The 24,562-nt window shown below is 39.9% G+C and carries 28 protein-coding genes; 17 read left to right on the top strand and 11 right to left on the bottom strand.

From position 1 onward, the window contains the following. Nucleotides 1–42 precede the first annotated feature (42 nt). From FTV43_RS10620 to FTV43_RS10610, 3 genes are all read left to right on the top strand, one after another. Complete coding sequence (locus FTV43_RS10620; RefSeq protein ID WP_004976642.1) at nt 43–510, top strand: phasin family protein; 468 nt, start codon at nt 43–45, stop codon at nt 508–510. A gap of 223 nt (nt 511–733) precedes the next feature. Continuing rightward, nucleotides 734–1,006 carry an HU family DNA-binding protein gene (locus FTV43_RS10615; protein WP_004976639.1) on the top strand — a complete coding sequence of 91 codons (273 nt, stop codon included), beginning with the start codon at nt 734–736 and terminating at the stop codon, nt 1,004–1,006. A gap of 131 nt (nt 1,007–1,137) precedes the next feature. Next, nucleotides 1,138–3,009: a SurA N-terminal domain-containing protein gene (locus tag FTV43_RS10610; protein WP_131261456.1), complete on the top strand. Its 1,872-nt coding sequence runs from the start codon at nt 1,138–1,140 to the stop codon at nt 3,007–3,009. An 81-nt stretch (nt 3,010–3,090) separates the two neighbouring features. Here FTV43_RS10610 and FTV43_RS10605 read toward each other — a convergent pair whose 3' ends face one another. Then, a complete protein-coding gene (locus tag FTV43_RS10605; protein ID WP_131261455.1) occupies nt 3,091–3,963 on the bottom strand; it encodes a DUF2797 domain-containing protein in 873 nt (290 codons plus the stop codon). Nucleotides 3,964–3,997: 34 nt separating this feature from the next. On the opposite strand from FTV43_RS10605, the gene FTV43_RS10600 reads away from it, so the two are divergent. Together FTV43_RS10600 and FTV43_RS10595 are read left to right on the top strand one after the other, a co-directional pair. After that, entirely contained in the window at nt 3,998–4,489 is a 492-nt protein-coding gene (locus tag FTV43_RS10600; RefSeq protein ID WP_179995444.1) for a DUF6231 family protein, read from the top strand. 140 nt (nt 4,490–4,629) lie between these two features. Then, on the top strand, nt 4,630–5,232 hold the full coding sequence (locus FTV43_RS10595) for a YidB family protein (RefSeq protein WP_104851928.1): 603 nt from the start codon (nt 4,630–4,632) through the stop codon (nt 5,230–5,232). A 152-nt stretch (nt 5,233–5,384) separates the two neighbouring features. On the opposite strand, the gene FTV43_RS10590 is transcribed toward FTV43_RS10595, so the two are convergent. The 5 genes from FTV43_RS10590 to FTV43_RS10570 all read right to left on the bottom strand — a co-directional run bounded on the left by FTV43_RS10590 (nt 5,385) and on the right by FTV43_RS10570 (nt 9,653). Then, nucleotides 5,385–6,515 (bottom strand): porin, encoded by a 1,131-nt coding sequence (locus FTV43_RS10590; protein ID WP_179995443.1) that lies wholly within the window; start codon nt 6,513–6,515, stop codon nt 5,385–5,387. A gap of 350 nt (nt 6,516–6,865) precedes the next feature. Next, a complete protein-coding gene (locus FTV43_RS10585; RefSeq protein WP_096901443.1) occupies nt 6,866–7,279 on the bottom strand; it encodes an HIT family protein in 414 nt (137 codons plus the stop codon). Nucleotides 7,280–7,317: 38 nt separating this feature from the next. Next, on the bottom strand, nt 7,318–7,587 hold the full coding sequence (locus tag FTV43_RS10580) for a YARHG domain-containing protein (RefSeq protein ID WP_179995442.1): 270 nt from the start codon (nt 7,585–7,587) through the stop codon (nt 7,318–7,320). 85 nt (nt 7,588–7,672) lie between these two features. Next, nucleotides 7,673–8,545, bottom strand: a complete 873-nt coding sequence (locus FTV43_RS10575) for an NAD(P)-dependent oxidoreductase (RefSeq protein ID WP_096901444.1) — start codon at nt 8,543–8,545, stop codon at nt 7,673–7,675. A gap of 13 nt (nt 8,546–8,558) precedes the next feature. Then, entirely contained in the window at nt 8,559–9,653 is a 1,095-nt protein-coding gene (locus FTV43_RS10570; RefSeq protein WP_131261453.1) for an alpha/beta fold hydrolase, read from the bottom strand. Between the two features lie 151 nt (nt 9,654–9,804). Between FTV43_RS10570 and FTV43_RS10565 the strand changes: the two genes are divergently transcribed. The 9 genes from FTV43_RS10565 to trpB all read left to right on the top strand — a co-directional run bounded on the left by FTV43_RS10565 (nt 9,805) and on the right by trpB (nt 17,646). Next, a complete protein-coding gene (locus tag FTV43_RS10565; RefSeq protein ID WP_179995441.1) occupies nt 9,805–10,992 on the top strand; it encodes an O-succinylhomoserine sulfhydrylase in 1,188 nt (395 codons plus the stop codon). A gap of 29 nt (nt 10,993–11,021) precedes the next feature. Beyond that, nucleotides 11,022–11,351, top strand: coding sequence for a YbaB/EbfC family nucleoid-associated protein (locus FTV43_RS10560; protein WP_004976621.1), 330 nt, complete (start codon nt 11,022–11,024; stop codon nt 11,349–11,351). Nucleotides 11,352–11,361: 10 nt separating this feature from the next. Then, on the top strand, nt 11,362–11,958 hold the full coding sequence (gene recR / locus FTV43_RS10555) for a recombination mediator RecR (protein WP_019837914.1): 597 nt from the start codon (nt 11,362–11,364) through the stop codon (nt 11,956–11,958). 273 nt (nt 11,959–12,231) lie between these two features. Then, on the top strand, nt 12,232–13,374 hold the full coding sequence (locus FTV43_RS10550; protein WP_096901447.1) for an HRDC domain-containing protein: 1,143 nt from the start codon (nt 12,232–12,234) through the stop codon (nt 13,372–13,374). 169 nt (nt 13,375–13,543) lie between these two features. After that, on the top strand, nt 13,544–13,852 hold the full coding sequence (locus FTV43_RS10545; RefSeq protein WP_004976615.1) for a YcgL domain-containing protein: 309 nt from the start codon (nt 13,544–13,546) through the stop codon (nt 13,850–13,852). A gap of 21 nt (nt 13,853–13,873) precedes the next feature. Beyond that, nucleotides 13,874–14,257 (top strand): hypothetical protein, encoded by a 384-nt coding sequence (locus FTV43_RS10540; RefSeq protein ID WP_096901448.1) that lies wholly within the window; start codon nt 13,874–13,876, stop codon nt 14,255–14,257. A gap of 22 nt (nt 14,258–14,279) precedes the next feature. Then, nucleotides 14,280–15,131, top strand: coding sequence for a MoxR family ATPase (locus tag FTV43_RS10535; RefSeq protein ID WP_179995440.1), 852 nt, complete (start codon nt 14,280–14,282; stop codon nt 15,129–15,131). Nucleotides 15,132–15,145: 14 nt separating this feature from the next. Further along, nucleotides 15,146–16,333, top strand: coding sequence for a VWA domain-containing protein (locus FTV43_RS10530; RefSeq protein WP_179995439.1), 1,188 nt, complete (start codon nt 15,146–15,148; stop codon nt 16,331–16,333). Nucleotides 16,334–16,437: 104 nt separating this feature from the next. Next, entirely contained in the window at nt 16,438–17,646 is a 1,209-nt protein-coding gene (trpB, locus tag FTV43_RS10525) for a tryptophan synthase subunit beta (RefSeq protein WP_179995438.1), read from the top strand. 92 nt (nt 17,647–17,738) lie between these two features. Here the strand turns inward: trpB and FTV43_RS10520 are convergent, their stop codons facing one another. The 3 genes from FTV43_RS10520 to FTV43_RS10510 all read right to left on the bottom strand — a co-directional run bounded on the left by FTV43_RS10520 (nt 17,739) and on the right by FTV43_RS10510 (nt 19,051). Then, on the bottom strand, nt 17,739–18,173 hold the full coding sequence (locus FTV43_RS10520; RefSeq protein WP_004976604.1) for a CBS domain-containing protein: 435 nt from the start codon (nt 18,171–18,173) through the stop codon (nt 17,739–17,741). A 119-nt stretch (nt 18,174–18,292) separates the two neighbouring features. Beyond that, nucleotides 18,293–18,667, bottom strand: a complete 375-nt coding sequence (locus FTV43_RS10515) for a DUF2750 domain-containing protein (RefSeq protein WP_004976601.1) — start codon at nt 18,665–18,667, stop codon at nt 18,293–18,295. Between the two features lie 150 nt (nt 18,668–18,817). Further along, a complete protein-coding gene (locus FTV43_RS10510) occupies nt 18,818–19,051 on the bottom strand; it encodes a hypothetical protein (RefSeq protein WP_004976599.1) in 234 nt (77 codons plus the stop codon). Between the two features lie 219 nt (nt 19,052–19,270). On the opposite strand from FTV43_RS10510, the gene FTV43_RS10505 reads away from it, so the two are divergent. Further along, nucleotides 19,271–19,630, top strand: coding sequence for a hypothetical protein (locus tag FTV43_RS10505; protein WP_004976597.1), 360 nt, complete (start codon nt 19,271–19,273; stop codon nt 19,628–19,630). Nucleotides 19,631–19,756: 126 nt separating this feature from the next. Further along, nucleotides 19,757–20,074, top strand: coding sequence for a hypothetical protein (locus tag FTV43_RS10500; RefSeq protein WP_179995437.1), 318 nt, complete (start codon nt 19,757–19,759; stop codon nt 20,072–20,074). Here the strand turns inward: FTV43_RS10500 and FTV43_RS10495 are convergent. Both FTV43_RS10495 and FTV43_RS10490 read right to left on the bottom strand, forming a co-directional pair. Further along, the gene (locus FTV43_RS10495; RefSeq protein ID WP_179995436.1) at nt 19,971–21,611 is read right to left on the bottom strand and encodes a pitrilysin family protein; all 1,641 of its coding nucleotides are present in this window, start codon (nt 21,609–21,611) and stop codon (nt 19,971–19,973) included. The two genes, FTV43_RS10500 and FTV43_RS10495, sit on opposite strands and share 104 nt — an antisense overlap. A 12-nt stretch (nt 21,612–21,623) precedes the next feature. Further along, nucleotides 21,624–22,958 (bottom strand): pitrilysin family protein, encoded by a 1,335-nt coding sequence (locus FTV43_RS10490; RefSeq protein WP_225530234.1) that lies wholly within the window; start codon nt 22,956–22,958, stop codon nt 21,624–21,626. Between the two features lie 186 nt (nt 22,959–23,144). Between FTV43_RS10490 and ftsY the strand changes: the two genes are divergently transcribed. Then, nucleotides 23,145–24,251, top strand: coding sequence for a signal recognition particle-docking protein FtsY (gene ftsY, locus FTV43_RS10485; protein WP_004976589.1), 1,107 nt, complete (start codon nt 23,145–23,147; stop codon nt 24,249–24,251). Nucleotides 24,252–24,562 lie beyond the last annotated feature (311 nt).

Raw genomic sequence — 24,562 nt, 5'->3', positions numbered from 1 at the left:
TATTACATTTATGTGCGCATAAAATAAGCAGGAGAGAGGTTCATGGAAAAAACGACGGATAGCGTAGAAGAGCATTTGCTTGAATCAGAAACCACATTGAAAAATAAAGATAAATTACGCTCAGGACGTAAATCATCACTCGATTTTCGTAAATATACCAAGCAAATTTGGCTAGCAGGTTTAGGTGCATTTTCACGCGCAGAAGAAGAAGGCAATAAATTGTTTGACTCTCTGGTCAAGGTGGGTGAGGAATTAGAATCTAAAACTACAGAAATTGCCGATCAAACAGTTGAAAAAGTGTCTGAAAAAGCCAAAGAGTCGGTCATTGATACTAAAGATAAAGTTGAGCGTTTAATTGACCATAGCGTCAATCATTCTTTAAATAGAATTGGCTTGGTGACAGCAAAAGACCTACAACATTTGGAGCAATTGGTACTGCAATTACATGCCAAAGTCGATGCGTTGATTGAAGAAAATAAACAATTAAAAGAAGATGTTGCGAAAAAGTAATTCTGTGCAAAGGGGGCTTAAAGTATGTTGCTTTATTATACATCGGGTATTTTAGGGCAAAACTGAATAGAGGCTAATAGTTCCATCGTTTTACCATTTATTTTGCATAAAAGCGTGCAGGGAGTATTGCTTTTACCCTCAAAGCATTGCTATAAAGGCGTTACGGTAATTTAAATTAAATCTCTGGACCTTAAATAAACGATATTAAGAGGACGTAATTTTCATGAATAAATCAGAATTAATCGATGCAATTGCAGAGAAAGGGGGATTGTCTAAGACTGATGCAGGTAAGGCCTTAGACGCAACAATTGCTTCTATTACTGAAGCGCTTAAAGCGGGTGATACTGTAACCCTCGTTGGTTTTGGTACATTTAATGTGAAAGAGCGTGCTGCTCGCACAGGTCGTAACCCACAAACAGGTGCTACACTTGAAATTAAAGCAAGCAAAGTACCAAGCTTTAAAGCGGGTAAAGGTTTAAAAGATTCAGTAGCATAATCTTTTAAAATGCCAAGAAAGCGCGCCAATTGGCGCGTTTTTTATTAATAATGTCAATAAACGGCTTCAACGCATTCATTCGTTGAGGGTTTTCAGTTAAAATCTCGCACAAATAAAATATTGGAATACTTATGGAATCTTTTCGTAAAGTTATTAAGGGTTGGTTGGGCAAAGTTTTGCTCGTCTTGTTCTTGACCCCTTTAGCACTTGTAGGTATTGAAGGATATTTTAGTGGAGGTCAGTCTGAAGACACTGCACAAACAGTCAATGGTCAGCAAATTTCAAAACGAGAATTAGATAATCTGACCAATTCCTTGAAAGAACAATACTTGGCCTATACCAATGGTGATGAAACACTATTGAATCAAAATTATATTCAAAACAAAGCCAAAGATACGTTGGTTGCACGTACCTTGTTATTACAACAAGCTGAGAAATTAGGGATTTCTTTGAGCGATGCACAAATTGAACAAATGATTGCACAGCAACCGAATTTCCAACAAGATGGCAAGTTTTCTGAAAGCTTGTATGCGAACTATCTGCAATCTGTAGGCATGACCAATCAGGCGCTTGTGGCAAATTTACGCCAAGACCATGCGTTAAAAATGCTGAGTGCTAGCTTTACCGATTATGCTTTAGTTAGCCCGTCTGATATTCAGCAAATTGCCAATTTACAAACCCAGCAACGTACTTTGCATTTATCTAGCATTAAGTTAGATGACTACAAGAAAAACATCACCACAAATGCACAAGAGATTGCTGCGTATTATGAACAGCATGCCAATGCCTTTAAACAGGTTGCTAGCGTTGATGTCGATTACATTGTGGTGACTCCAGCCAATATTGCACCTGCAAATACGGCTGTCACTGACGCAGAGTTACAACAGGCTTATCAAAAGTTTGTCGAAACTCAAAAAGGTGCTGCTGTACCGACAGTGAAACATATTTTAATCACCACCGATGCGCGTGATGATGCCGCAGCTAAAAAACTTGCAGAGCAAGCCGCAGCTGAAATTAAGCAAGGTACAAGCTTTACTGCAGCTGCACAAAAGTATTCGGATGATCCTGAGTCTAAAGCCAAAGGTGGTGAGGTTGCAGGTTATGAAGCAGGCGTATTTGGCGATGCCTTTGACAAAGCCGTGGGTAGCTTAAAATCTGGTGAAGTATCACAGCCGATTAAAACTCAATATGGCTATCATGTGATTCAAACAGAAGGTGCTACAGTTCAAGTCCCTGCGTTTGAAACTCAAAAAGCACGTTTAATGGCAGAGTTGCAAAAAGCCAAAACTGAAAATGCGTATACCGATACCATCAACAGCTTAAATGAATTGGTGGTGAGTAGTGATGCTTTAGATGTTGTGGCAGAAGAAGTGAAAACGGCCAAAGTCGAATCTGTTAATGGTTTAACTTTGGCGGCGCAGCATCCTGTTTTAAGCCAGCCATCTGTCAAAGTTAAATTGTTTAATGATGATGTGAAAAATGGCGATCGCAACGCATCGAGTAACATTACTTTAGCCAATGGCGATGTGGTATGGGTGAAAGTGCGTAATTACCATGCCGCAGGTGTGCAAACTTTAGAAGAAGCAACACCCCGCGTAAAAGCTAAACTGATTGAGAAAAAAGCCTTTGATGCAGCGAAAAAAGATATTCAAGCTGCGTTGGATGCCTTTAAAACTCAACCTGCAGCGACCGTTTTGGCGAAAAACCAAATCCGTTTTGAAAATGCAGGCACATTCACCCGTGCAGATGGTTTGTTAAAGCGTGAAATTGAACGTGCTGCATTTAGTGTGCTTGCGCCTAAAGATGGTATGTGGTCAGTAACAACAGCATCTATACCAAATGAATTGGTGGTGGTAGCTGTATCAAATGTAAACGATACTACATCGAATGCTTTAACGCCTGAGCAACTGAAAGAGTTAGCGCAGTTGTATCAACAATTACGTGCTCAACAAGAGCTAGATGACTATACGCAATATTTGAAATCGAAAGCGAAAATCAAATAAGTGATGAACATCAACAAAAAAACCAGCAAATTTGCTGGTTTTTTGTGCATCTAATAATGATTAGGCAAGCATCTGAAAGACTTATTCAGCGCGAATTTTTAGCTCATAACCTGTGTATTTACGAATGTTGATGACACCTGTATCCAAGATTAAATATTGCCCTTTAATTCCTTGCAGTTTGCCGCGAATAATTGGGGTTTTATCTAAGTTATGCGATTTAATTTTCTCAGGATACTGTTCTACAGGGTACACAAATTCACGCGGAAGTTCCTGATCTAAAAGCTCTACCGTTTCGTTGAATTCAAGGTTTTGACTAAACTCATCACGAATGGTCTGAATTTTAGGCGCAAACTCTTCAATCAGTTGTTCACGCACTTCAATTAGGTTTAGCGGCTCTGCTTCGCCTTTGAGTAGTTTGCGCCAGTCGGTTTTATCTGCGACTTGTGTACCAAACATAACTTCCAATTGCCCAGATAAACGGCGTGAGCCGACTTTCATAATTGGCAAGGCTTGAGTTGCGCCCTGATCTAGCCAACGTGTTGGCATTTGACCTAAACGGGTGATTCCCACTTTTAAAGCACTTGAATTGGCTAAATATACGATGTGCGGTTGAAAGCAGACTTCTTGAGCAAAACTATCTTCACGACAGGTACCTAAATGATAGTGACAGGTTTCAGGCTTCATGATGCACATATCGCAAGATGCTTTGGTTTTAAAACACTTGAAACAATGTCCTTGCGAATAAGATTTTGGTGTTTTCACACCACAAGAAACACAATAAATATTGCCCGTCCATTCCAGTTCAAGTTCTTGCCCAAGCTGAAAAGGCAGGTCAATTTCTGCACGGTCTAGAATAAATTTATATTCAACATTTGCCTTGTGTACCTGTTCATCAGTTACACTATGGTCCTTAAGACCTGCGTGCATTTTATGGCAAATGCCTTGTAGTTCCATAAGAATACTCTCTCAAAAATGAAGGAATGCAGTGATGGCTGAAATGCGTTTAATTCAAGCATTAATTGATGATTTATCTCAACAACAGCCAATTTCTACTGCATTGTGTATAGGGCAAAATATTGAAGCAAGCCCGAAGCATAACAATCAAGCGGATGATCAGTCAGCTATCCAATGGCAGTATTTTAGCGCATTGGCATTTTTAAATCTGCCTTTTACCCAACGTTTTGATTTGGCAGTTGTATTTTTAGATGCTGCAGATTTTGCTGCGCAGACACCACAACACACTTCGCAAATTTTGGTGAAGCTACGTGATTTATTGGCAAAACGTATTGTGGTGATTGCTGCGCGTCAAGATGAGCAATTGCTTAGAGCGCTTGGTTTTACTCAATTGATTGAACATCGCTTTGAGCAGCATCATTTGTGCTTATGGCAATTTAATATTTTGACTTATAAGCACGTGCCTGATTGGTTTAACTCTAAGTTTTGGGCAAATCCTGAAAATTGGGATAAATTCCGTTGGTAAGTGCTGCATTAAACTCATAAAAACCTAATAATGTTAAATGTTTAACATAAATTTAGGATATTGCAAAATTTAACAATTTCAAGCGCGAAATTCAGTCAAAACTTCGTATGCTGTCATAAGGGCATATTGAGGAACATAAAATGACTAATTTAAGCAATATTGTTGAAATTTTAGCAAAGCAGGCATTGGGCGCGAAACAGCAATCTAATCAATCTCAAGGTGGATTGGGCGGTATTTTAGGCTCAGTTTTGGGGCAACTTGGTGCTAATAACCAACAATCTGCACAAGGGGGCTTGGGTGGTATTTTGGGTTCAGTACTTGGTCAGTTAGGTGGGCAACAACAGCGTTCTGCTACAGGTGCTTCAGGTGCACAAAGTTTATTGATTGCAGTCTTGCCTTTGGTATTGGCATGGATTCAAAAACAGGGTGGCTTGCAAGGTGCTTTGGATAAACTCAAAGGACAGGGCTTAACCAGTCAGGTGGCTGATTGGGTGTCTACAGACCCAGGTGAAAATGCACATGTAGGTGCTGAACAAGTACAAAGTTTATTTGATGATGCCGATGTAGAGCAGGTTGCACAGCAAACTCAGGCGCCAAAGCAAGATATTTATAATGCGATTTCTGCAGTATTGCCGCAAATTATTGATTCATTGACACCACAAGGTGAGCAAACGAGTAAGCAAGAAGCCAATGACGATATTCAGCAAGTAATGAATTTAGTGTCTGGGTTTTTAAAGCGTTAATGAAAGAAAGGCTTTGTTGTTAAAACTTGAGCCATAAAAACTAAGCCAGCACATTTGCTGGCTTTTTTACCTGTTTCTAAATATAGCTAAAACAGTAGAGCATAAAAAAACACGCCGAAGCGTGTTTTTTGGTTTTTTAAGTTTGGTTAGACTTAGAAGTCGTAACGGAAACCCAAAGAAAGACCTAAAGCATCTTCGTCATTCACGCCACCAACGTTGTTTGAGCGACCTTGTGACCATGGTGTTAAGTTAGATTTTTTGTCATTAAGCATAGTTGCAAGGTTTGCGTATACACGTACGACCTTGTCTAAACGGTGCTCTACACCCACAGCCAATAATGTTGCATTTGCATCATCAGCATCTACGTCACGGTGGAATACTTGACCGCGTACATAAGTCTTCGGCGCAACTTTATAGTCAGCCGCTACACCAAATACCTGTGCATCTGGGTTTGCAGTTTCATTATCATGTGTTAACAATTGATATAAAGCACCAACGTTTAACTCAGGTGTGATTTTGTATGCAGCGGCAATACGGAAGCCATCACGCTCACCACGACCAGCATCTTCTTCATAGTGCTCATAAGCAGCAGCAAAATCGACTTTGCCTTCTTTATAAGTTAAAGCTAAGTCATAAGCTTTATCATCACGATCAGCTTTAGTATTTGTTGTAGTGCCTGGAACAACAACTGTAACTGGACCGTCTGCAGTATTAATGACTGTAGTTTTTTGTGAGGTTGTAGATGTGAAACCAGCACTATTACCTTCATGTAAAGAAAGTGCAGCTAGAACATTAAAACCGCCACCAAATTTAGGTGATTTATATTCAATTGAGTTAGCATTACGCTCATCAAAACGTAAGTTACCAGCACGAGTTACGTTACGGATGTCACCAACTTGGTCACCAAAGAAGTTGACTGGACCACGTGCAGCTTTAAATGGGCTGTCAAAACGACCTACACGCGCTTGACCGAAGTCACCTTTTAAACCTACAAAGGTATCACGAGTAGCAAACTCTAAATCATCATTTGCAGAGCCGCTAGCAAAGTTAATTTCTTGTTCGATTTGACCAAAAACAGTCATGCCGTTTTCTAATTTTTGTTCAGCTTTGAAGCCTAAACGTGATGAGTTAGAAGAAAGACCAACTTCGTTATAGTCTTTACCATCATCAAGATAGTCTAAAGATACGTGTGCACGACCATAAACTTTAACATCAGCAGCCATCGCTAATGCTGGTGTTAAGAAGGTTGCCCCAACTGCTAATGCGCAAAGCGTTTTTTTCATGTGTAGCTCCAATACAGACTATTGTTTTTAGTCCTAAACATTGTTCAGAAGTAGGGTAGATCTACTGCTGTTCTCTATTGGTGCTAAGTATTCCTTACAAATGCGACAGTAATATTAAGGAAATATTTCAAAATTATTAAAAAGTACAAGTTAGATCAAAAACTTACTTTTATTCGCATTTTTTTAATGATTATATTTCTATTTATAGAAAAATATGTGAAATAAATAACTTAATTGCAAAGGGAAAGACATCTTAGTGTCATAAATGGTGGTATAAATGAATGAAGAAAGCTGAATGCAAAAAAAATGGAGCAGCTGCTCCATTTTTTTGTATGACATTTTTGAAATATTTAAAGCGCTGCTTTAATTTTTTCCGCTTGAGCTTTAATTTTCTCTTGGTCACCCATTTGTGCAGCATGTTTCCCAAGTTGATGAACCGAAGTCGGAATTAAGTGAAAATGCACGTGGGGGACAGTTTGACCTGCGCTTGTACCTGACAATTGCATTAACACGATACCATCTACACCTAAAGCTTGCTCCATTGCTTTCGCAATTTTTTGCACAATTTGAATAGTATAGGCTGCTGCATCTGCGGGTAAATCCAATAAAGTCACTGCAGGCGTTTTAGGAATCACGAGAGTGTGACCATCGGCTTGCGGCATGATGTCCATAAAAGCAAGCACTTGGTCATCTTCATACACTTTAATTGCAGGAAGTTCGCCACGTAGAATTCTTGCAAAAATATTTTGATCATCGTAAGCCATTATGATTCCTTAAATTCAGCTTTGATATTTCAGAACGGTTATTTACAGTTCAGTTCTTTTTGACGTTCTTTGATTGCGTCAAGACGTTGTTGTTCTTTTTCAGAAAACTTAGGTTTGGTTGTATAGCAGTTGTCATTACCAAAACGTGCTTTAGCTTCTGGGTCTTTGAAGCAGAACCCTTTAGATGCATAAATAACATCGTGGTCATTTTTCAGTTTCTGACATTCTTGTTCAGATGCAAAAGTAGTTGAACTTGCCCCAATTAAAGTTGCAAGGCTTGCAAATAAGGCAATGCTAAACTTGTTCATAAGAGTTTCCTCTATTTAATGATGGTGTGACTAGCCACTTAATACACATTATTGGGTTTATGGCTGTATATTCAATGGCGAGTTCTTACTCTAGGGTAATATTACTCCATAATTCATACATTTTCACAGCAGTGGAAAAATCACTGTCTTTTTCTGCGGTTAAATTCGCTGCTTGAATCAGGCTTTGGGTTAAAGCCAATACAGGTGCAGGCAAAGCTGCTTCATGGACTAAATCTAATGCGATACCTGTGTCTTTAGCCAGTAAAGGCAGGGCAAAAGTATTTGGAAAAGCGCGATTCAGTACTCGCTGCGGCAAAATCATTTCCGTTACTGCGCTTTTACCACTTGAAGCATTTATGCATTGCAAGGCCTGATTTAAGTTTACGCCATGTGCTTTTAAGGTGGTAAAACCTTCAGCTGCAGCACACAAACTCACTGCCATTAACATATTATTCACTGCTTTTACGGCAAAGCCAGCACCAGGTTCACCCACATGCTGAATCACTTTACCAAAAGCCTGAATTGCAGGTAGGGCTTTTTCAAAAGCAGCAGCTTTACCGCCAATCATGACTGTTAATGTGGCATTTTCTGCACCAATGGTTTGTCCGCTTACAGGTGCATCTAAAAAGTCGATCTGTTGTGCTTCAAGTTGTTGTACCAATTTTTTAGCACTTTCGGGTACGCCACTGGTGCAATCGACCCAGACTGAACCTGCTTTAAGTTGAACTTGTGCAATCAGGTTTTCAACTTCGGTACTGGTGGGCAAGCAAGAAAAAATAATATCTGCTTGCACCGCTTGAGCCAATTCAACCGCTTGTGTGCCATATTCAGCAGCATGTTGCTCGGCTTTGGCAAAGTTACGATTCCAGACATAGACCGTATCAAAATGTTTAGGTAAATGGGCTGCCATGCGGTAGCCCATTGCGCCTAAGCCAATAAATGCAACAGATTGAATCATGTTTTTGCTCTCTTTATGCAATTTTGCTAGATCGTTGTTCTAACCAAGTGGTCAGTTTAGGCCAGAATTCATTGGCACTTTTTTGACTGGACATTAAACCCAAATGTCCACCTGGAATAAGAGTAAACGTGACATCGGTACTACTTGTCAATTCACATAAAGGTTGAGCAGCTTCAGCAGTGACAATTTGATCGCTATCACCCGCACCGACCAAAAGTGAACAATGAATATTTTTAAGGTCTATCTGATGTTGTTTGAGTTGAATATGACCTTGTTTGAGTGGGTTTTGCAGCCATACATTCAATACCATGTCCTGATTAATCCCACCCGGATAATCAATCATATTATTTAAAAAATTGGCTAAAGTTGCGTTTTCATGCAAGGTTTGTAAGTCGTGCAGATTCGACAGCATCTGTTTATTGCTTTCCAGCCATGCTCTAGGGTCTAAAATCTTAAAACCAATCGCATTGATTAAACCCGGTGTATGAATTAAATGCTTTGGAATTTTTCCTGAATAAAAGGCATGTTGCAATTTGGGATATTTAGAAATCAGTTGATTGGTCAGTTGAAAGAGTTTACCAACCCGCCCCGAAGCATAGCTATCTACAGGGCTACCCAAAACCATCAAGTTTTTAATATGAGTTGTTTGTTGGTCGGCGGTATAAAGCATGGCAAAAATACCCGCCATACTCCAACCATGTAGTGAAATTTGTTCGACTTTGGCGTGTTGTAAAATGAGTTGAATACAATTAGGGATTGCATCCTGAATAAAAGCCATAAAATTTAAATGACAATGTTGATAGGTCAATTGTCCCCAATCAACCAAATACACATCAAAACCGCTATGCTGAAAATGTTTCACTAAAGAGCGATAAGGATATAAGTCATAAATCGACATGGTAATTGCTAAAGGCGCAACAAAAACCAGCGGCTCTTTATATTGCTTATCTGGCGAAGCGTAATAGCGAATCTGCGCATACTTATAACGTGCCACGATGTCGTATGGCGTGGTCTGAGATAAGATCAAATCACGGCTTTTAAATAAGCGAGTGCTGAGGTTTTTAAGCTTTTTTCGGTGCGGATTAAATTTTCTTTGTAGCTGATTCATGAGGTGTTCCATCACACGTGGCGCCGATTTGAATGAAGTCTAAGCGATATTTATACATTTTACCTTGACCTTAAATGCGCTTGGCGCTCAAAATGTTGGCAATTATTTAACAAACAGGTCTTAGGACTAAGTTTAGGGCTGAGCAGTAAAGATGAGTCAACACGACGACATTGAATATCAATTAGATACTTTAGCGATTCGTACAGGGCATAACCGTACATTTGAAAGTGAACACAGTGAGCCAATTTTCCTGACTTCATCATTTGTTTGTGAAAATGCTGCCGATGCAGCTGCAAAATTCTCAGGTGAAATTGAAGGCAATACCTATTCACGTTATACCAATCCAACTGTACAGGCTTTTGAAAAACGCTTGGCAGTATTAGATGGTGCAGAACGTGCGGTTGCGACAAGTTCGGGTATGGCGGCCGTTCATGCGATCACTTTGGCTTATCTTAAAGCGGGTGATCATGTAGTCTGTTCACGTGCTGTCTTTGGCTCGATCATTTCACTATTTGAAAAATACGTGATGAAGTTTGGTGTCGATGTCACTTTTGTTGATTTAGAAGATTTAGACAGCTGGAAACAAGCCATTCGTCCAAACACACGTCTTTTATTTATTGAAACGCCATCGAATCCATTGGCACAAGTAGGCGATTTACAAGCCATTGCCGATATTGCACATGCAAATAATGCTTTATTTGCAGTTGATAACACCTTCTGTACCCCAGTTTTACAACAACCAATTAAATTTGGTGCTGACCTAATTATCTACTCATCGACCAAATATATTGATGGGCAGGGACGTGCTTTAGGCGGCGCTGTGGTGGGCAAAGATAAACTGGTTGAAGAAATCAACGGTGTGATTCGTACTTTGGGTAACTCATTAAGTCCATTTAACGCATGGATTTTCTTAAAAGGTTTAGAAACTTTAAGCCTGCGGATGAAAGCACATTGCGTTAGCGCACAAAAACTTGCCGAGTGGCTAGATGCACATCCAAAAGTTGAAAAAGTGTATTATGCAGGTCTGCCGCATCATGCGGGGCATGAGTTGGCGAAAAAACAACAGTCTGGCTTTGGTGGTGTTGTATCTTTTGTGGTGAAAGGCGAGCGTGAAGGCGCGTGGACTGTGATTGACAACACACGCTTCCTATCTATCACCAGTAATTTGGGCGATGTAAAATCAACCATTACCCATCCTGCAACAACATCGCATGGCAGAATGACCCCAGAAGCCAAACAAGCAGCAGGCATCAGCGAAGGTTTAATTCGTGTTTCTGTTGGCTTGGAAGATATTGATGATATTATTCGCGACATCGAGCGCGGTTTAGACCTCATTTAAAACGATAGATCATTTGTTCGGAGATTTTTATGAACATTAATATGTTGATGCAGCAAGCTCAGCGCATGCAGAAAGAAGTGGAAAACAACATTAAAAAAGCCAAAGAAGAACTTGCGCAAACTGAAGTGCATGCAGAAGCGGGTGGTGGTTTAGTGAAAGTGACTATGACTTGCCGTAATGTAGTGAAACGTATCGAAATTAATCCAGAATTGTTGCAAGACGATGCAGACATGATTGAAGATTTGATTGCAGCTGCAATGAATGATGCTGCACGTCAGGCTGAAGCAATTTCTGAAGAGAAAATGAAGTCTGCAAACTCTGGTATGGGCTTGCCACCAGGCTTGGCAGGTTTATTCTAAGGAACGGCGTATGTTTAGTGATCGTTTTGATCAACTGGTACAAGCGCTACGCATTTTGCCAAGTGTTGGGCCTAAATCGGCTCAACGCATGGCATTACACCTGATTATGAAAAATAGAGAAGGTGCCGTTGGTTTGGCTCATGCTTTGAACGAAGCCACTAGCTATATTCATGAATGCTCGATTTGTCATTCATTAACGGAAGATGAAGTCTGCAATATTTGCGCCTCACATGATCGTGATGCACACTTACTTTGCGTGGTGGAATCTCCGGCCGATGTCATGGCGATTGAGCAAAGTGGCAGTTTTCGTGGCAAATACCATGTTTTAGGTGGGCATTTATCGCCATTAGATGGTATTGGGCCTGACGAAATTGGTATTCCGTATTTGGTTCAGCGTTTAAGTGATGGCAACATTACCGAAGTCATTTTGGCGACCAATGCAACCGTAGAAGGTCAGGCGACAGCGCACTATTTGGTAGAAGCGACCAAACATTTGCCTGTGCAGATGACCCGTATTGCGCAAGGTGTGCCGCAAGGTGGCGAACTTGAATATGTCGATAGCCATACTTTAAGTCAGGCGGTGCATAATCGGATGCGAATGAAATAAGCATTTAGGTGCTTATTTCATGTGGATGTTTATTTCGCATGTGTGGCTATTTTATATGAATAATCAATTGATAAATCATCCATGAAAAGGACTACTTGCCTTTAAAGCCAATAAAAAATCAAATTAAGATAAAAAAACGATAAAAAATTTAAATTTTCACTGTATCGATTTAGAAATAAGATAAAAATTGAAAATACTGGGCATATTTTTATAGCTAAATGCTATTTAATGTTTAAAATGAACCCCTAGAGAATCCTGTTTTACCTGCTCGCTATGTTCCAATTTATTCATCAACAAAAAGACTTTGAAAATGTTTTGGCATTAATGAGCCAAAACAGCATTTATGGTTTAGACACCGAATTTATTAAGGTTGATACTTTATGGCCAAAATTGGGTGTATTCCAAATTAATGTTAATGATCAGGTCTATTTGTTAGATGGGACTTCTTTAAATTTAAGTGCGTTTTGGGAAAAACTGTTTCAAGCGCAGCAAAATATTTTTCATGCCTGCGGTGAAGATATTGATTTAATTTATCATTATGCACAGCAAAAAAACTTAGATAACGTGTTTGATACCCAAGTTGGCATGTCATTTTTAGGGCATGGTTTACAAGTCAGTTATCAAAACGCTTTAAAAACCATGCTCAATGTCGATATTGATAAAGGGCAAACTCGCTCAGACTGGCTTGCACGTCCGTTGTCCGATGAGCAGTTAAATTATGCTGCCAATGATGTGTTGTATCTAATGCAATTGGCAGATAAGGTACAAACTGACTTAAAACAAAATTATTTACTGGATTTTGCACAAGAAGATTGCCGCAATTTAACTCAGGAAATTGGTGAAGAAACACCTTTAGAGTTGTTGTATCAGGATGTGGGCAACTATCGTCATTCACGCCGTCAACTCATGCAATTGCAACAATTGGCCGTTTGGCGTGAGCAAATGGTAAAAGCCTTAAACCAACCACGTAGTTTTATTTTGCGTAATTCTACTATGCTGGACTTGGTCGAGAAAAATCCTAAAAATCAGTTCCAGCTCAGTACTATTAAAGATTTACGTGCGCATATTGTGCGTGAACATGGCAAAACTATTTTAGATTTAATTAAATATTTGCCTGATCAATCACAATGGCCATTACGTATGGCGCGACCAATTCGTCATTCTTCAAAAGAAGTGGGCGAAAATGTAGAACAGGTGATTCAACGTGCCGTACAGGAAACTCAAATTCCAAAAGAAGTTTTGCTGCGTAAAAAATGGCTCAATGCGCTTTATCAGCATGTGGTATTTCATAACGATGAGCAAGATTTGCCTAACTATTTGTTAGGTTGGCGTTATGAATTACTCACCAAGCCTTTAATTGAAGTTTTACATGCCGACGAGCGTTATTTGTCTGGTCAGATGAAAGTTGCTGAATAAATCAAACCGATCCACATTTTAAATAAAGCCGTTTTTCACCTGAAAATGGATGAATTTTCACGCCATTCTTTGTTTGAGTGTAAACATAGACCAATGCGTTAATAATGGTTAATGTATCTCGGTTTTTTTTGTTGTATCCTTTGCCTGAGTTTTTAGAGTTTTGTTGTTTATGCACTGTTCAATTTATAAATCGAGCAAAAAAGATGAGATGTATTTATACATCGCCCGTCCTGAGCAAACTGAAGATCAAGCAGAAGCGTTTAACCCGCTAGAGGTTTTACCTGAGCCAATGCGAGTTGCATTTGGTCGTGCGACATTTGTAATGGATTTGCAACTGTCTGAAAGCCGTAAGTTGGCACGTGTGAATGTTTTGCATGTCATGGATTCTATTCAAACACGTGGCTTCTTTATTCAAGTGCCACCAGAAGGCTTAATTAACCCAAATGCCGTTGAACCAGAAGGTTTACGTGGTGCTTAAGCTTTATTCAGGAGTTGAGAAATGAATAGTGTGATGACTGGATTGGATTCAATTCCTGAAACTGCAATTGCTGTTTCTGTTTATTTGTTGGGGAGTGCCATTATTTTATGGTGCTGGTACGAAATTGCCAAACGCTTGCCCAATCCGTTAGGTGGTATCACTTGGATTGTGCTGTTTGCAATTTTACTTACCCCAACAGTATCAGAAGGCAGCAATGCAGCACTTGCCCCAGCCATCTTTGGACTTCTTTTTGGTGTTTTAACCAAAGAAACCCCATTGGTTTGGTCTAATTTATCTGCCATTTTATTTGTGATCGGTCTTGGCTTATTGATCGGTTATTTCTGGTCAAGATACTGTCTTAAACAAACGACTTATAAAGCCAAGAAAAATACCTCACCACTGTAACTAAAACAATTAAGGTAAAATCATGTCTGTTGATGCGCAACAATTTTCGGGTACAGATCAGTACATTGCGACTGATAGTTTAAAACTTGCGGTGAAAGCCGCACGTGCTTTGCAAAAACCACTTTTGGTGAAAGGTGAGCCGGGTACTGGTAAAACCTTATTGGCTGAGCAGGTGGCTCAAAGTTTAGGTTTGAAACTGATTACATGGCACATTAAATCGACCACCAAAGCGCAGCAAGGTTTATACGAATATGATGCAGTGTCGCGTTTGCGTGACAGCCAATTGGGCGATGACCGTGTGTATGACATTAAAAACTATATTAAACCCGGGAAATTGTGGGAAGCATTTACCAGCGAAGAACGCTGTGTGTTGTTGATTGATGAAATTGACAAGGCAGATATTGAATTCCCAAATGACCTGCTACATGAACTCGATAAAATGTCGTTTTATGTTTATGAAACAGGCGAAACCATTACGGCAACACAACGTCCAATCGTGATCATCACATCAAATAATGAAAAAGAGCTGCCAGACGCTTTTTTACGTCGTTGTTTCTTCCATTATATTGATTTCCCAGATGAAGCGACCATGCGCGATATTATCGATGTGCATTTCCCGAATATTTCAAGCACATTGGTTTCAGAAGCTTTACAAGTTTTCTTTAAATTGCGCCAAGTTCCGGGCTTAAAAAAACCACCATCTACGTCTGAATTAATTGATTGGTTAAGCCTATTGATGGCAGATGACATGCCGGAAGATATTTTGCGTAATAGCGATAAAAGCAAAGCCATTCCGCCTTTATACGGTGCATTAATCAAAAATGAACAAGATGTGCAATTGCTTGAGCGTTTAGCCTTTATGTCGCGCCGTTAAGGGAGGACAACGCCATGTTCGTGCGCTTGTTTTATACCTTGCGACGTTACGGTGTACCTGTCACCACACGTGAATTGATTGACTTAAATCAGGCGGTGGCATCGGGTCTGGTTTTTGCAGATCAAGATGAATTCTATCAACTTGTTAAAACCGTCATGGTCAAAGATGAGCGTTTTTTTGACAAGTTTGACCGTGCCATGAAAGATTATTTTGATGGCATTTCCACTTTTGATTTAGATGATTTACTGCAGCAAGTTCATCAATTGCCTAAAGACTGGTTCGACTTAGAACTATTAGAAAAACATCTCACGCCAGAACAACGCGAAGAGCTGAAAAAAGCAGGTTCTTTAGAAGAATTGATGAAAATGCTGGAAGAGCGTTTACGCGAGCAGCATAAAAAGCATCAGGGTGGCAACCGTATGATTGGTACGGGCGGTACATCACCGTTTGGTGCTTTTGGTGATCATCCTGAAGGTGTACGCATTGGTGGGCCTGGACGTAAGCGTTCAGCTGTTAAAGTCTGGGAGCAGCGTCAGTATCGAAATTTAGACGATGAACAGATTTTAGGTACACGACAAATGCAATTGGCACTGCGTCGTTTGCGTAAATTTGCCCGTCAAGGTGCAGCTGAAGAATTGGATATTGATGGCACTATCCGAGAAACTGCCAAACAGGGCATTTTAGATGTGCAATTGGTGCCAGAACGTCGTAATCGCGTCAAAGTGTTGATGTTGTTTGATGTGGGTGGCTCGATGGATGCACACATCGCCCAATGTGAAAAACTGTTTAGTGCGGCCAAAACTGAGTTTAAAACCCTCGAATATTTTTATTTCCACAACTGTTTATACGACTATGTTTGGAAAGACAATTTACGCCGTAGCAGTACCCGTATGAATACGTGGGATTTATTTAATACCTATGGACGCGACTATCGGGTAATTGTGGTCGGTGATGCGAGTATGGCACCTTATGAGCTGAATTCGATTGGTGGTTCGGTAGAATATATGAATGATGAGGCAGGGCAAGTTTGGTTACAACGTCTGCGTCAGCATTTTGAAAAAACCGCATGGCTGAATCCTGAACAGGAAGGCTTTTGGCATTACACACATACCATTGGTTTAATTAAACAAATTTTTGAACATCATATGTATCCAATGACTTTAAAAGGCATTGAAGATATGACGAAATATTTGGCGCGATAAGCGCCATTTTTTCCATTAATTTTTTATCAATATCAGTTATTGCATGCATATTGATGAAATAGCAATACGATAAGCAACGTGAATTTCAATTTGAGGGGATCGAGATGGAACATCAAATTAATGGCATCGCATTACCGAATGAAGAAGGTTTTTTCGGACAATATGGCGGGCAGTTTATTCCACCGCATTTAAAAGAAGCCATGGATGAAATTAACCTTGCTTATGAAGAAATTCGTCATACAGCAGAATTTCAAAATGAATTAAAAGATTTATTTACAAATTATGTAGGGCGCCCGAGTCCTTTGTTTCATGCAAAGCGTTTATCTGAACAGTTGGGTGGTGCGCAAATTTATTTGAAACGTGAAGATTTAAATCATACAGGTGCACATAAAATCAATCACTGTTTAGGTGAAGCATTGCTAGCCAAATATATGGGTAAAACCAAAGTGATTGCAGAAACAGGTGCGGGACAGCATGGTGTCGCGTTGGCAACAGCATGTGCGCTTGTGGGCATTCCATGTGAAATTCACATGGGACAAGTTGATATTGAAAAAGAACATCCAAACGTCGTGAAAATGAAAATTTTAGGTGCTAACCTGATTTCAGTCACACGTGGTACAGCGACTTTAAAAGATGCTGTAGACAGTGCTTTTGAAGAATACTTAAAAGACCCGAAAAATTATATTTATGCAATTGGTTCGGTGGTTGGCCCACACCCATTTCCAAAAATGGTACGTGATTTCCAAGCAATTATTGGCGATGAAATTAAAATGCAAAGCCAAGAACGCTTTGGAGTAAATCCAGATTATATCGTGGCATGTGTGGGCGGTGGTTCAAACGCAGTGGGTGCATTTACCGCATTCTTAAATGACCCAGAAGTTAAGCTTGTGGGTGTAGAACCTGCAGGTCATGGTTTAGATACAGATCAGCACTCTGCAACCTTAACTTTGGGTAAACCGGGTCAATTACACGGTATGGCGTGTTATGTGCTTGAAGATGAACATGGTGAGCCATTGCCAGTGCACTCTATTGCCTCTGGTTTGGATTATCCAGGTGTGGGGCCGCAACATAGCTTCTTAAAAGACATTGGTCGCGTGGAGTATTCAACGGCAACTGACCAAGAATGTTTAGATGCCTTTATGACGTTGTCACGTGTAGAGGGTATTGTACCTGCTTTGGAAAGCTCACATGCGGTGGCGTGGGCATTACGTGAAGCACCAAAAATGGCAAAAAACGTGAAAATTGTGGTTAATCTTTCAGGTCGTGGTGATAAAGATTCAGACTATGTAGCAGAAAAATTAGGTTTGAATTAATTCTACTGAATATGAAAAACCGCCTAAATGTGTAAGTTTAGGCGGTTTTTTTATCTTTACTTTATATTTGGCAGGTTTTATAAAACAGTGTCTTAGCTTGCAATATATTGTTGTAACTGCTCGATCAGTTTGCGCTGATCATCCATAGTCGCTTTCACCAAGTCACCAATCGACACTAAACCTACCAACTGCTCACCTTCAAGTACAGGTAAGTGACGTAAATGATGGTCAGTAATTAAGTTTAAGCATTCTTTCACACTGGTGTTTTTGGTCACGGTCAGTACTTTAGCAGTCATAATTTCACTAACCGTTGTGCTTTTAGAAGTTCGTTCCATCAAAATAACTTTACGGGTGTAATCACGCTCAGACAGAATACCAACCACATGATTGTTTTGATCGGTAACCACCAACGCACCAATGCCTTTTTCAGCCATTAAACTAATTGCTTCTAAAACCGTTGCTTCTGGGCGAATTGTGTAAATTTCGTGATGTGCTTTATCTTGTAAAACGTGAGTTACCTTGGTCATATTCTGTGTCCTGATTTGTTGTTTATTGTTTGACTTTTAAAGTAACGTGAATTGTAAAAATTGCAAATACTTTAGAGTCACGATTGTTGATTTTTACGTCAATTCTATTCAGTTTTTATTTAAGCAATATTTAACGCAGGTTCATTAAAAAAGAAATGCTTCATTTGTGAAGTGGTCAGTTTAATTTTTTGACTTGACGAACCAAACAAGGTTGGCGTGACATTTAAACGGGTGAGCGTTGGTAATAAAAAAGTCTCAAAATCCTGCGCGGAAATTTTACGAGGACTATATTGTGGCCAGTGTTTGGCAGCATATTTATGCGCTTGTACCGCATTTAACCAAAAAGGGAAAATATAATCATCGTGATCTGAACTCATTGCCCAACCTTGATGGAATAAACCCCAAAGTACACCACAGTACATCATTGATTTTAATAGTGTAACTTTAAGCAGAAAATCCTTTGGTAAAGGGTGGAGTTGGTTAATCTGATTCATAATCAAGCAAGGTTGTAAAATTTGGCTATATTGTAAAAAGAATTGATGAATATACCGTTTAAGCTTTGCTTAAAATCGTAAACAAATATGTATTTATGGTTGGAGCATCTAAAAAAAGGTCAAAAAAAACGCCACCTAAGTGACGTTTTATTATGCTTGCATGGTGGCCATGTTTTGCCAGTATTGCGCTTTCAATGAATCACGTTCTACGCGGAAACCTTGATAATACAGTTCTGCTAAGAACATTGCCGCTTTACCATGTCCTGCACGTGCAGCTTCTTCGAGTTGTTTTACCGCGTCTTGGAAGTTCATTTGTGAATGAATCGTGTTTACTGCATTTGCATAAACATGCTCTAAGTCATGGTGAGAGATCGTTTGAATCATATTAAACTCCTTATTGTAATTATGATTACTTATTTAAGCCTACCTTTTAGGCTTCATATCAATTTAACGCTTTATTGTTAAACTAATATTACAATTTGATTGAATTGTCAAATAATTATCGGGGTTAATGAGCATATTTCAAGTTTACATGATTAAACATTGAACAAGTTTAATTTTGATTAAACTAAAGCTCTAAGCATGATAAAAAAGGAGAACAACATGACAAGATCCGTAGACGGATGTGCTTTTGATGTACCTCCATTGACTTCTCAAATTATTGAGTTGGCACATCATCACCGTAAAAAACTAGATGAGGTAATTTTCCGTCGAGATGTTCATTTAGGTGAATACTGCTTGGCGCAACGTAAACGTGTGGCTGACTTTGCTAAAACTTTAGAGCGAAGCGATCGTATAGAGTTTTATCGTAATTATGATGGTGAATTACTCCGTATTGCCGATGAAGATGAACTGCATCCTGCCGAAGCAGAGGGCGGTGTCAGTGTATTTGCTATTTTCTTGGTGCTTGCAGTCATTGCATTGGTTTTATACTTTGCGGTAATTCGTGGCACGATTGGCTAAAGCTAAATCCTTTGTAGAATTTGTAGAAAAAGGCTCAATTTTTACTGTGACGATACAGTAAAATTGAGCTGTTTAACTTGTACATCTCACAAGGGCATCCTACACTAAGGCGATTAGAGGTAGGTCATGCACAACGCAATTCAAAAAACGATTCAATTTATTTCTCAACTGAAACTCGAGCAAATTTATAATATTGTTGTGCTGAGTATCATTTTTATTATTTTAACTTTAGCAAGTGTTGCGCTTTATCGCCCAGTTGGGGTGCAACAATTTCAAAATGTTGAGCGTTTGTCACAACAATCTATGTATGCCAATACCCAAGACATAGCAGTTCATTTACTCAATCAACGTCCGATTCGTTATGTGCATTATTTAAAGTTGATGCAGGCACATCAAATGGAGCAAGATCGGGCTCAACAACTTCCTGCCTTGGTGCAAGAGTAATTTTTTCTGTTGGCATCGTATTTATCTTGTACTGTGTCGGTGTTAAAGATGTTGGTGCGACTAAATTGTCCTGCAGCATTTTTCCCAATACGGCTTTATCTAAATGTTCACTTACAATCACCAAAGTTAAACGATCAGGATGCAAATGTTTGCGAATTGCACGTTGCACATCTTCAGCGGTAACTTTTTCCACTCGTTCTGCATAATCACTTAAATAATTTGCAGGAAGTCGATAAAAACCGATGTGCCCAAGCTGGGCATTAATACTGGCATTGCTGCTGTATTGATTCGGAAATGCACGAATTAAACCTGCTTTGGTTTCTTTTAATTGTTCTAAATTCATAGGTTGTTGTACAAACTGAATTAAGCTCTGGTGAGCGACTTGAATACTATCGAGTAACTGATCTTGGCGCGTAGAATAGCCTAAGCTAAACAAACCCGCTGCTTGGGTAAAACGAAACGAACTGCTAACACCGTAAGTGTAGCCACGTTTTACTCGTAATTCTTTCATCAAAATTGAATTGAAACTGCTGCCGCCCAGCATTTTATTGGCAATTTCTAAAGCCAAATAGTCAGGATCATCCCGTGTAGTCGCAAGTTGTGCAATACTGACATGCGCCTGTTGTGACCGGTAGGGAATATGCTGGATGTTGAAACGTGTTGCAGGTGTAGGCTGTGGCAAAGCTGTTGCTGCAACACCTTGGGCAATATGTGCGCTGATGGTATTGGCAAGTTTTTCTGCTTCTTTTAAGGTTAATTTGCCTGTAATGGCAATGTTCATATTTTGCGCGACCAGAAACTGATCTCTAAATTGTTGTAAGTGCTTTGGTTGAATCCGTTTGATGCTGCCATTGGTGCCTGTAATGGGTTCTGAATAGGCATGTTGTCCGTAAATTGCGCGATATAAGCGAATATTCATTAAACGGCTTGGATTTTCTTGCAGTTGTTTTTGCCCAATTTGTGTATTGCTTTGCACACGCTGGATATTAGAACGCTCAAAAGTTGCATGTTTCAGTATTTCCAGCATCATTTTGACGGCAGTTTGCATTTTCTGCGGATCAGACAGTGTTCTTAGCCGTACCACAAACATATCGCGGTACGCCGTGGTACTAAAACGTGCGCCTGTGGTTTCAAAGGCTGCGGCAATTTCCTCTGCCTTATAACGCTTGGTGCCTTCATCAATCAGTTGGGCTGCCATATTGGCAACGCCAAATAAACCTTTTTCAATTTCTGCATCGCGGGCAGAACCTGCATTAAAAGTCAGTTGGATATCAACCATTGGCAAAGCAGGATTTTCGACAAATAAAGTGCGTACGTGTCGATGATTTTTTAATTCATATACCTGTGGAGCGCGAACATCGACCAATTCATTTACGGCATTTAAACTGTGCAGCAAGCTCAAAGATTGTAAAGGCGTACTTACATCTGTTTCAGCAAAATCATGCGCTGCTGTGGTGGCAGTTTCCATCGCAAAGCCAGCAGAACATAGGCTAAAACTAGTGCTTAAAATAAGCGTGCTGAATAGATGTTTTTTCATGAAAATCACAGTTTAAGGTGTTGTGCTTTGAGGTAATAAATACAAGGTGCTAAGTCTGTCTTTGTTAAAGTAACTTTGCGCAACACGTTGCAGATCCTGGGCAGTAATCGCTTGGAAGTGTTGTGGTAAAACATCGATTAAACGGTGACTGAATCCATTGACTTCCAAATTGCCAATGGTTCGGGCTTGTCCTGCCAAATCATCCTGACTATAAATCCAATTGGCCACAAATTGAGTCACCACGCGCTCAATTTCACTTGAATTGACCAAATCCTGTTTTAGCGTATCCACTTCGTTTTGAATCGCGACCTGTGCTTCGCTTAACGTTACACCTGCTGCAGGCAATGCTGAAATACTAAACAAACTATCCCCACGTTGATACGGGTCATAACTGACACTGACTGAGCTAAGAATCTTATTGTTTCTGACCAAGCGCTGTTCTAAACGTGAAGTAATTCCACTGTCTAACAGTTGTTTGATGATAGTGAGCGCGAAGGCATCTTGAGGATTTTTAGCTGTTGCCAATGAACCGACATTCCAAGCCATATATAAATTAGGAACTTGCACAGTCGCAGACAATTCCATGTGCCGATAACCTAATTGTTCAAACTCCAACACATCATTGCGCGGTGGCGTAGGTGCTTTCGGAATATCTCCAAAATACTTTTGGACTTGCAACAATGCGGCTTGATGATCTACATCGCCCACAATCACTAGAATAGCATTATTGGGGCGATACCATTTTTTGTACCACGCCTGTACATCTTGCAGCTGAATGCTTTGCAAGTTTTTCATGTGCCCAATAATGGGTTGGCGATAATGACTGGTTGGGTAGGCAATCCATTTAAAGCGTTCAAAAGCCAAAGCCCGTGGATTATCATCGGTACGTTGCCGCCGTTCTTCCATTACCACCTTAATTTCAGGCTCAAAGTCTTGTTGGCGAAGTAACAAATTACTCATTCTGTCGGCTTCCAACTCTAAAGCCAGTGGGAAATAAGTTTTGGGATAGAGCTGATAATAATTCGTGTAATTGGTAAAGGTTGCTGCATTGACACTGCCACCATAAATACGACTTAAACGGGTAAATTCATCATTCGGCACCTTGGCTGTACCTTTAAACATCATGTGTTCAAGTACGTGCGAAATCCCAAGTGTATTTCCCGACTCATCGCTACTGCCCACTTTGTACCAAATTTGAGTCATCACCATGGGAGAACGATGGTCTTCACGGATAATGACTTTTAAACCATTGTTGAGTGTGGTTTCAAAAGTGTTATTCGCAGCTAAAACTTCAGCATGGCTAATCGAAGCTGTTAAACCCCAAAGCAACGCACAAACAGACTTCATCGAAAATTGGAACATAAGCAAGTGGAGATCAATCGTTATCGGCTTATCTTTCAGAAATTAAAGCGGAAAGGCAAGGATTGCTGTAGGTATTTTTTGTATGCGGCTATGTGGTTGGAATACGAGGTAAAAGCAATTGGTTTATGTTAGAATCCGATTTTTTAACGCAATGCTTTTCAAGGATTCGGCATGCAACAGCAATCTAATGGGCAAAATAAATTTTTGATTGATGCTGATATCGGAGATGATGATGTCACATTACCGAATTTACCAGCGGTAAATATTCCGATTGTTGAAACAACACCTCTACAACAAGCAGAAACCTCTGAACATGCTGCAGAAACATCATCAGACACGGATGCGCCTGCGAAAGGTGGTTTCTTTAGTCGCATGAAAGAAGGGTTAACCAAAACCCGTAAAAACTTTGCCGATGGCATGGTGAATATTCTGATTGGCGGTAAAGAAATTGATGATGAATTATTAGAAGAAGTCGAAGAACAACTGTTGGTTGCAGATATTGGTGTAGATGCAACGAAAACCATTATTGCCAATTTGACCGAGCGTACTGCGCGTGGCGACTTAATTTATTCACATTCTTTATATAAGGCTTTGCAAGAAGAATTAGTGGCTTTGCTTGCGCCACGGGTAAAACCTTTACATATTGATGCCAATAAAACCCCTTATGTGATTTTAGTCGTGGGTGTGAATGGTGTAGGTAAAACCACAACCATTGGCAAGTTAGCGAAACGCTTACAAGGCGAAGGTAAAAAAGTCATGTTGGCCGCAGGGGATACTTTCCGTGCTGCAGCGACAGAACAATTGCAGATTTGGGGTGAGCGTAACGATGTTGCCGTTGTTGCACAAGGTCACGGTGCAGACAGTGCTTCTGTTATTTTCGATGCGTTTGAAAGTGCGCGTGCCAAAGGCATTGATGTGTTAATTGCAGATACTGCTGGACGTTTGCATAACAAAAGCAACCTGATGCAAGAATTGACTAAAGTTAAGCGTGTGATGCAAAAAATTGATGCGACTGCTCCGCATGAAGTGATGTTGGTCGTAGATGCAGGCACAGGTCAAAATGCCATTAACCAAGTGGAAATGTTTGATGAGGCTGTGGGCTTAACAGGCATCACCATCACTAAACTGGATGGTACGGCAAAAGGTGGCGTGTTATTTAACATTGCAAGCCGTAGCCATGTGCCAATTCGCTTTATTGGTGTGGGTGAAAAAATTGACGATTTACGTCCATTCTCAGCCAAAGCATTTGTTGCAGCACTGTTTGAAACTGAAAAATAAGTTTTAAAATAAGTTTAAAGCTAAAATGTAAAAATGCTGTAAGTTTCACACAAACTCCGCAAAATGCGGAGTTTGTGGTTTTTAGCGGGTTTGAGTGTTGTAAAAAGCAGCAGCTAAAAATACGAATGTGAATAAAAGCACATTCGTCTATATAACCCGAATTACGGATAAGAAAAGCCCTTGAAAAAAAGGTAGTTAGAGCCATTTAGAAAGTTACGACACAACCCAAAGGCTCTAACTACCATGTACGATTTTACAGAAATTTTTTGTATTGTTGATGATTTTTTCAAAAAATTTGAACCCATCTATTG

This window comes from Acinetobacter sp. YH16053, assembly GCF_013417035.1.
Lineage (GTDB): Bacteria > Pseudomonadota > Gammaproteobacteria > Pseudomonadales > Moraxellaceae > Acinetobacter > Acinetobacter towneri.
This window is presented reverse-complemented; position numbering and strand designations above follow the sequence as displayed.

Bases quoted from the DNA above. Each gene is read 5' to 3' on its own strand.
- FTV43_RS10620 (WP_004976642.1), top strand. From the start codon at position 43: ATGGAAAAAACGACGGATAGCGTAGAAGAGCATTTGCTTGAATCAGAA.
- FTV43_RS10615 (WP_004976639.1), top strand. From the start codon at position 734: ATGAATAAATCAGAATTAATCGATGCAATTGCAGAGAAAGGGGGATTG.
- FTV43_RS10610 (WP_131261456.1), top strand. From the start codon at position 1,138: ATGGAATCTTTTCGTAAAGTTATTAAGGGTTGGTTGGGCAAAGTTTTG.
- FTV43_RS10605 (WP_131261455.1), bottom strand. From the start codon at position 3,963: ATGGAACTACAAGGCATTTGCCATAAAATGCACGCAGGTCTTAAGGAC.
- FTV43_RS10600 (WP_179995444.1), top strand. From the start codon at position 3,998: ATGGCTGAAATGCGTTTAATTCAAGCATTAATTGATGATTTATCTCAA.
- FTV43_RS10595 (WP_104851928.1), top strand. From the start codon at position 4,630: ATGACTAATTTAAGCAATATTGTTGAAATTTTAGCAAAGCAGGCATTG.
- FTV43_RS10590 (WP_179995443.1), bottom strand. From the start codon at position 6,515: ATGAAAAAAACGCTTTGCGCATTAGCAGTTGGGGCAACCTTCTTAACA.
- FTV43_RS10585 (WP_096901443.1), bottom strand. From the start codon at position 7,279: ATGGCTTACGATGATCAAAATATTTTTGCAAGAATTCTACGTGGCGAA.
- FTV43_RS10580 (WP_179995442.1), bottom strand. From the start codon at position 7,587: ATGAACAAGTTTAGCATTGCCTTATTTGCAAGCCTTGCAACTTTAATT.
- FTV43_RS10575 (WP_096901444.1), bottom strand. From the start codon at position 8,545: ATGATTCAATCTGTTGCATTTATTGGCTTAGGCGCAATGGGCTACCGC.
- FTV43_RS10570 (WP_131261453.1), bottom strand. From the start codon at position 9,653: ATGAATCAGCTACAAAGAAAATTTAATCCGCACCGAAAAAAGCTTAAA.
- FTV43_RS10565 (WP_179995441.1), top strand. From the start codon at position 9,805: ATGAGTCAACACGACGACATTGAATATCAATTAGATACTTTAGCGATT.
- FTV43_RS10560 (WP_004976621.1), top strand. From the start codon at position 11,022: ATGAACATTAATATGTTGATGCAGCAAGCTCAGCGCATGCAGAAAGAA.
- recR (WP_019837914.1), top strand. From the start codon at position 11,362: ATGTTTAGTGATCGTTTTGATCAACTGGTACAAGCGCTACGCATTTTG.
- FTV43_RS10550 (WP_096901447.1), top strand. From the start codon at position 12,232: ATGTTCCAATTTATTCATCAACAAAAAGACTTTGAAAATGTTTTGGCA.
- FTV43_RS10545 (WP_004976615.1), top strand. From the start codon at position 13,544: ATGCACTGTTCAATTTATAAATCGAGCAAAAAAGATGAGATGTATTTA.
- FTV43_RS10540 (WP_096901448.1), top strand. From the start codon at position 13,874: ATGAATAGTGTGATGACTGGATTGGATTCAATTCCTGAAACTGCAATT.
- FTV43_RS10535 (WP_179995440.1), top strand. From the start codon at position 14,280: ATGTCTGTTGATGCGCAACAATTTTCGGGTACAGATCAGTACATTGCG.
- FTV43_RS10530 (WP_179995439.1), top strand. From the start codon at position 15,146: ATGTTCGTGCGCTTGTTTTATACCTTGCGACGTTACGGTGTACCTGTC.
- trpB (WP_179995438.1), top strand. From the start codon at position 16,438: ATGGAACATCAAATTAATGGCATCGCATTACCGAATGAAGAAGGTTTT.
- FTV43_RS10520 (WP_004976604.1), bottom strand. From the start codon at position 18,173: ATGACCAAGGTAACTCACGTTTTACAAGATAAAGCACATCACGAAATT.
- FTV43_RS10515 (WP_004976601.1), bottom strand. From the start codon at position 18,667: ATGAATCAGATTAACCAACTCCACCCTTTACCAAAGGATTTTCTGCTT.
- FTV43_RS10510 (WP_004976599.1), bottom strand. From the start codon at position 19,051: ATGATTCAAACGATCTCTCACCATGACTTAGAGCATGTTTATGCAAAT.
- FTV43_RS10505 (WP_004976597.1), top strand. From the start codon at position 19,271: ATGACAAGATCCGTAGACGGATGTGCTTTTGATGTACCTCCATTGACT.
- FTV43_RS10500 (WP_179995437.1), top strand. From the start codon at position 19,757: ATGCACAACGCAATTCAAAAAACGATTCAATTTATTTCTCAACTGAAA.
- FTV43_RS10495 (WP_179995436.1), bottom strand. From the start codon at position 21,611: ATGAAAAAACATCTATTCAGCACGCTTATTTTAAGCACTAGTTTTAGC.
- FTV43_RS10490 (WP_225530234.1), bottom strand. From the start codon at position 22,958: ATGAAGTCTGTTTGTGCGTTGCTTTGGGGTTTAACAGCTTCGATTAGC.
- ftsY (WP_004976589.1), top strand. From the start codon at position 23,145: ATGCAACAGCAATCTAATGGGCAAAATAAATTTTTGATTGATGCTGAT.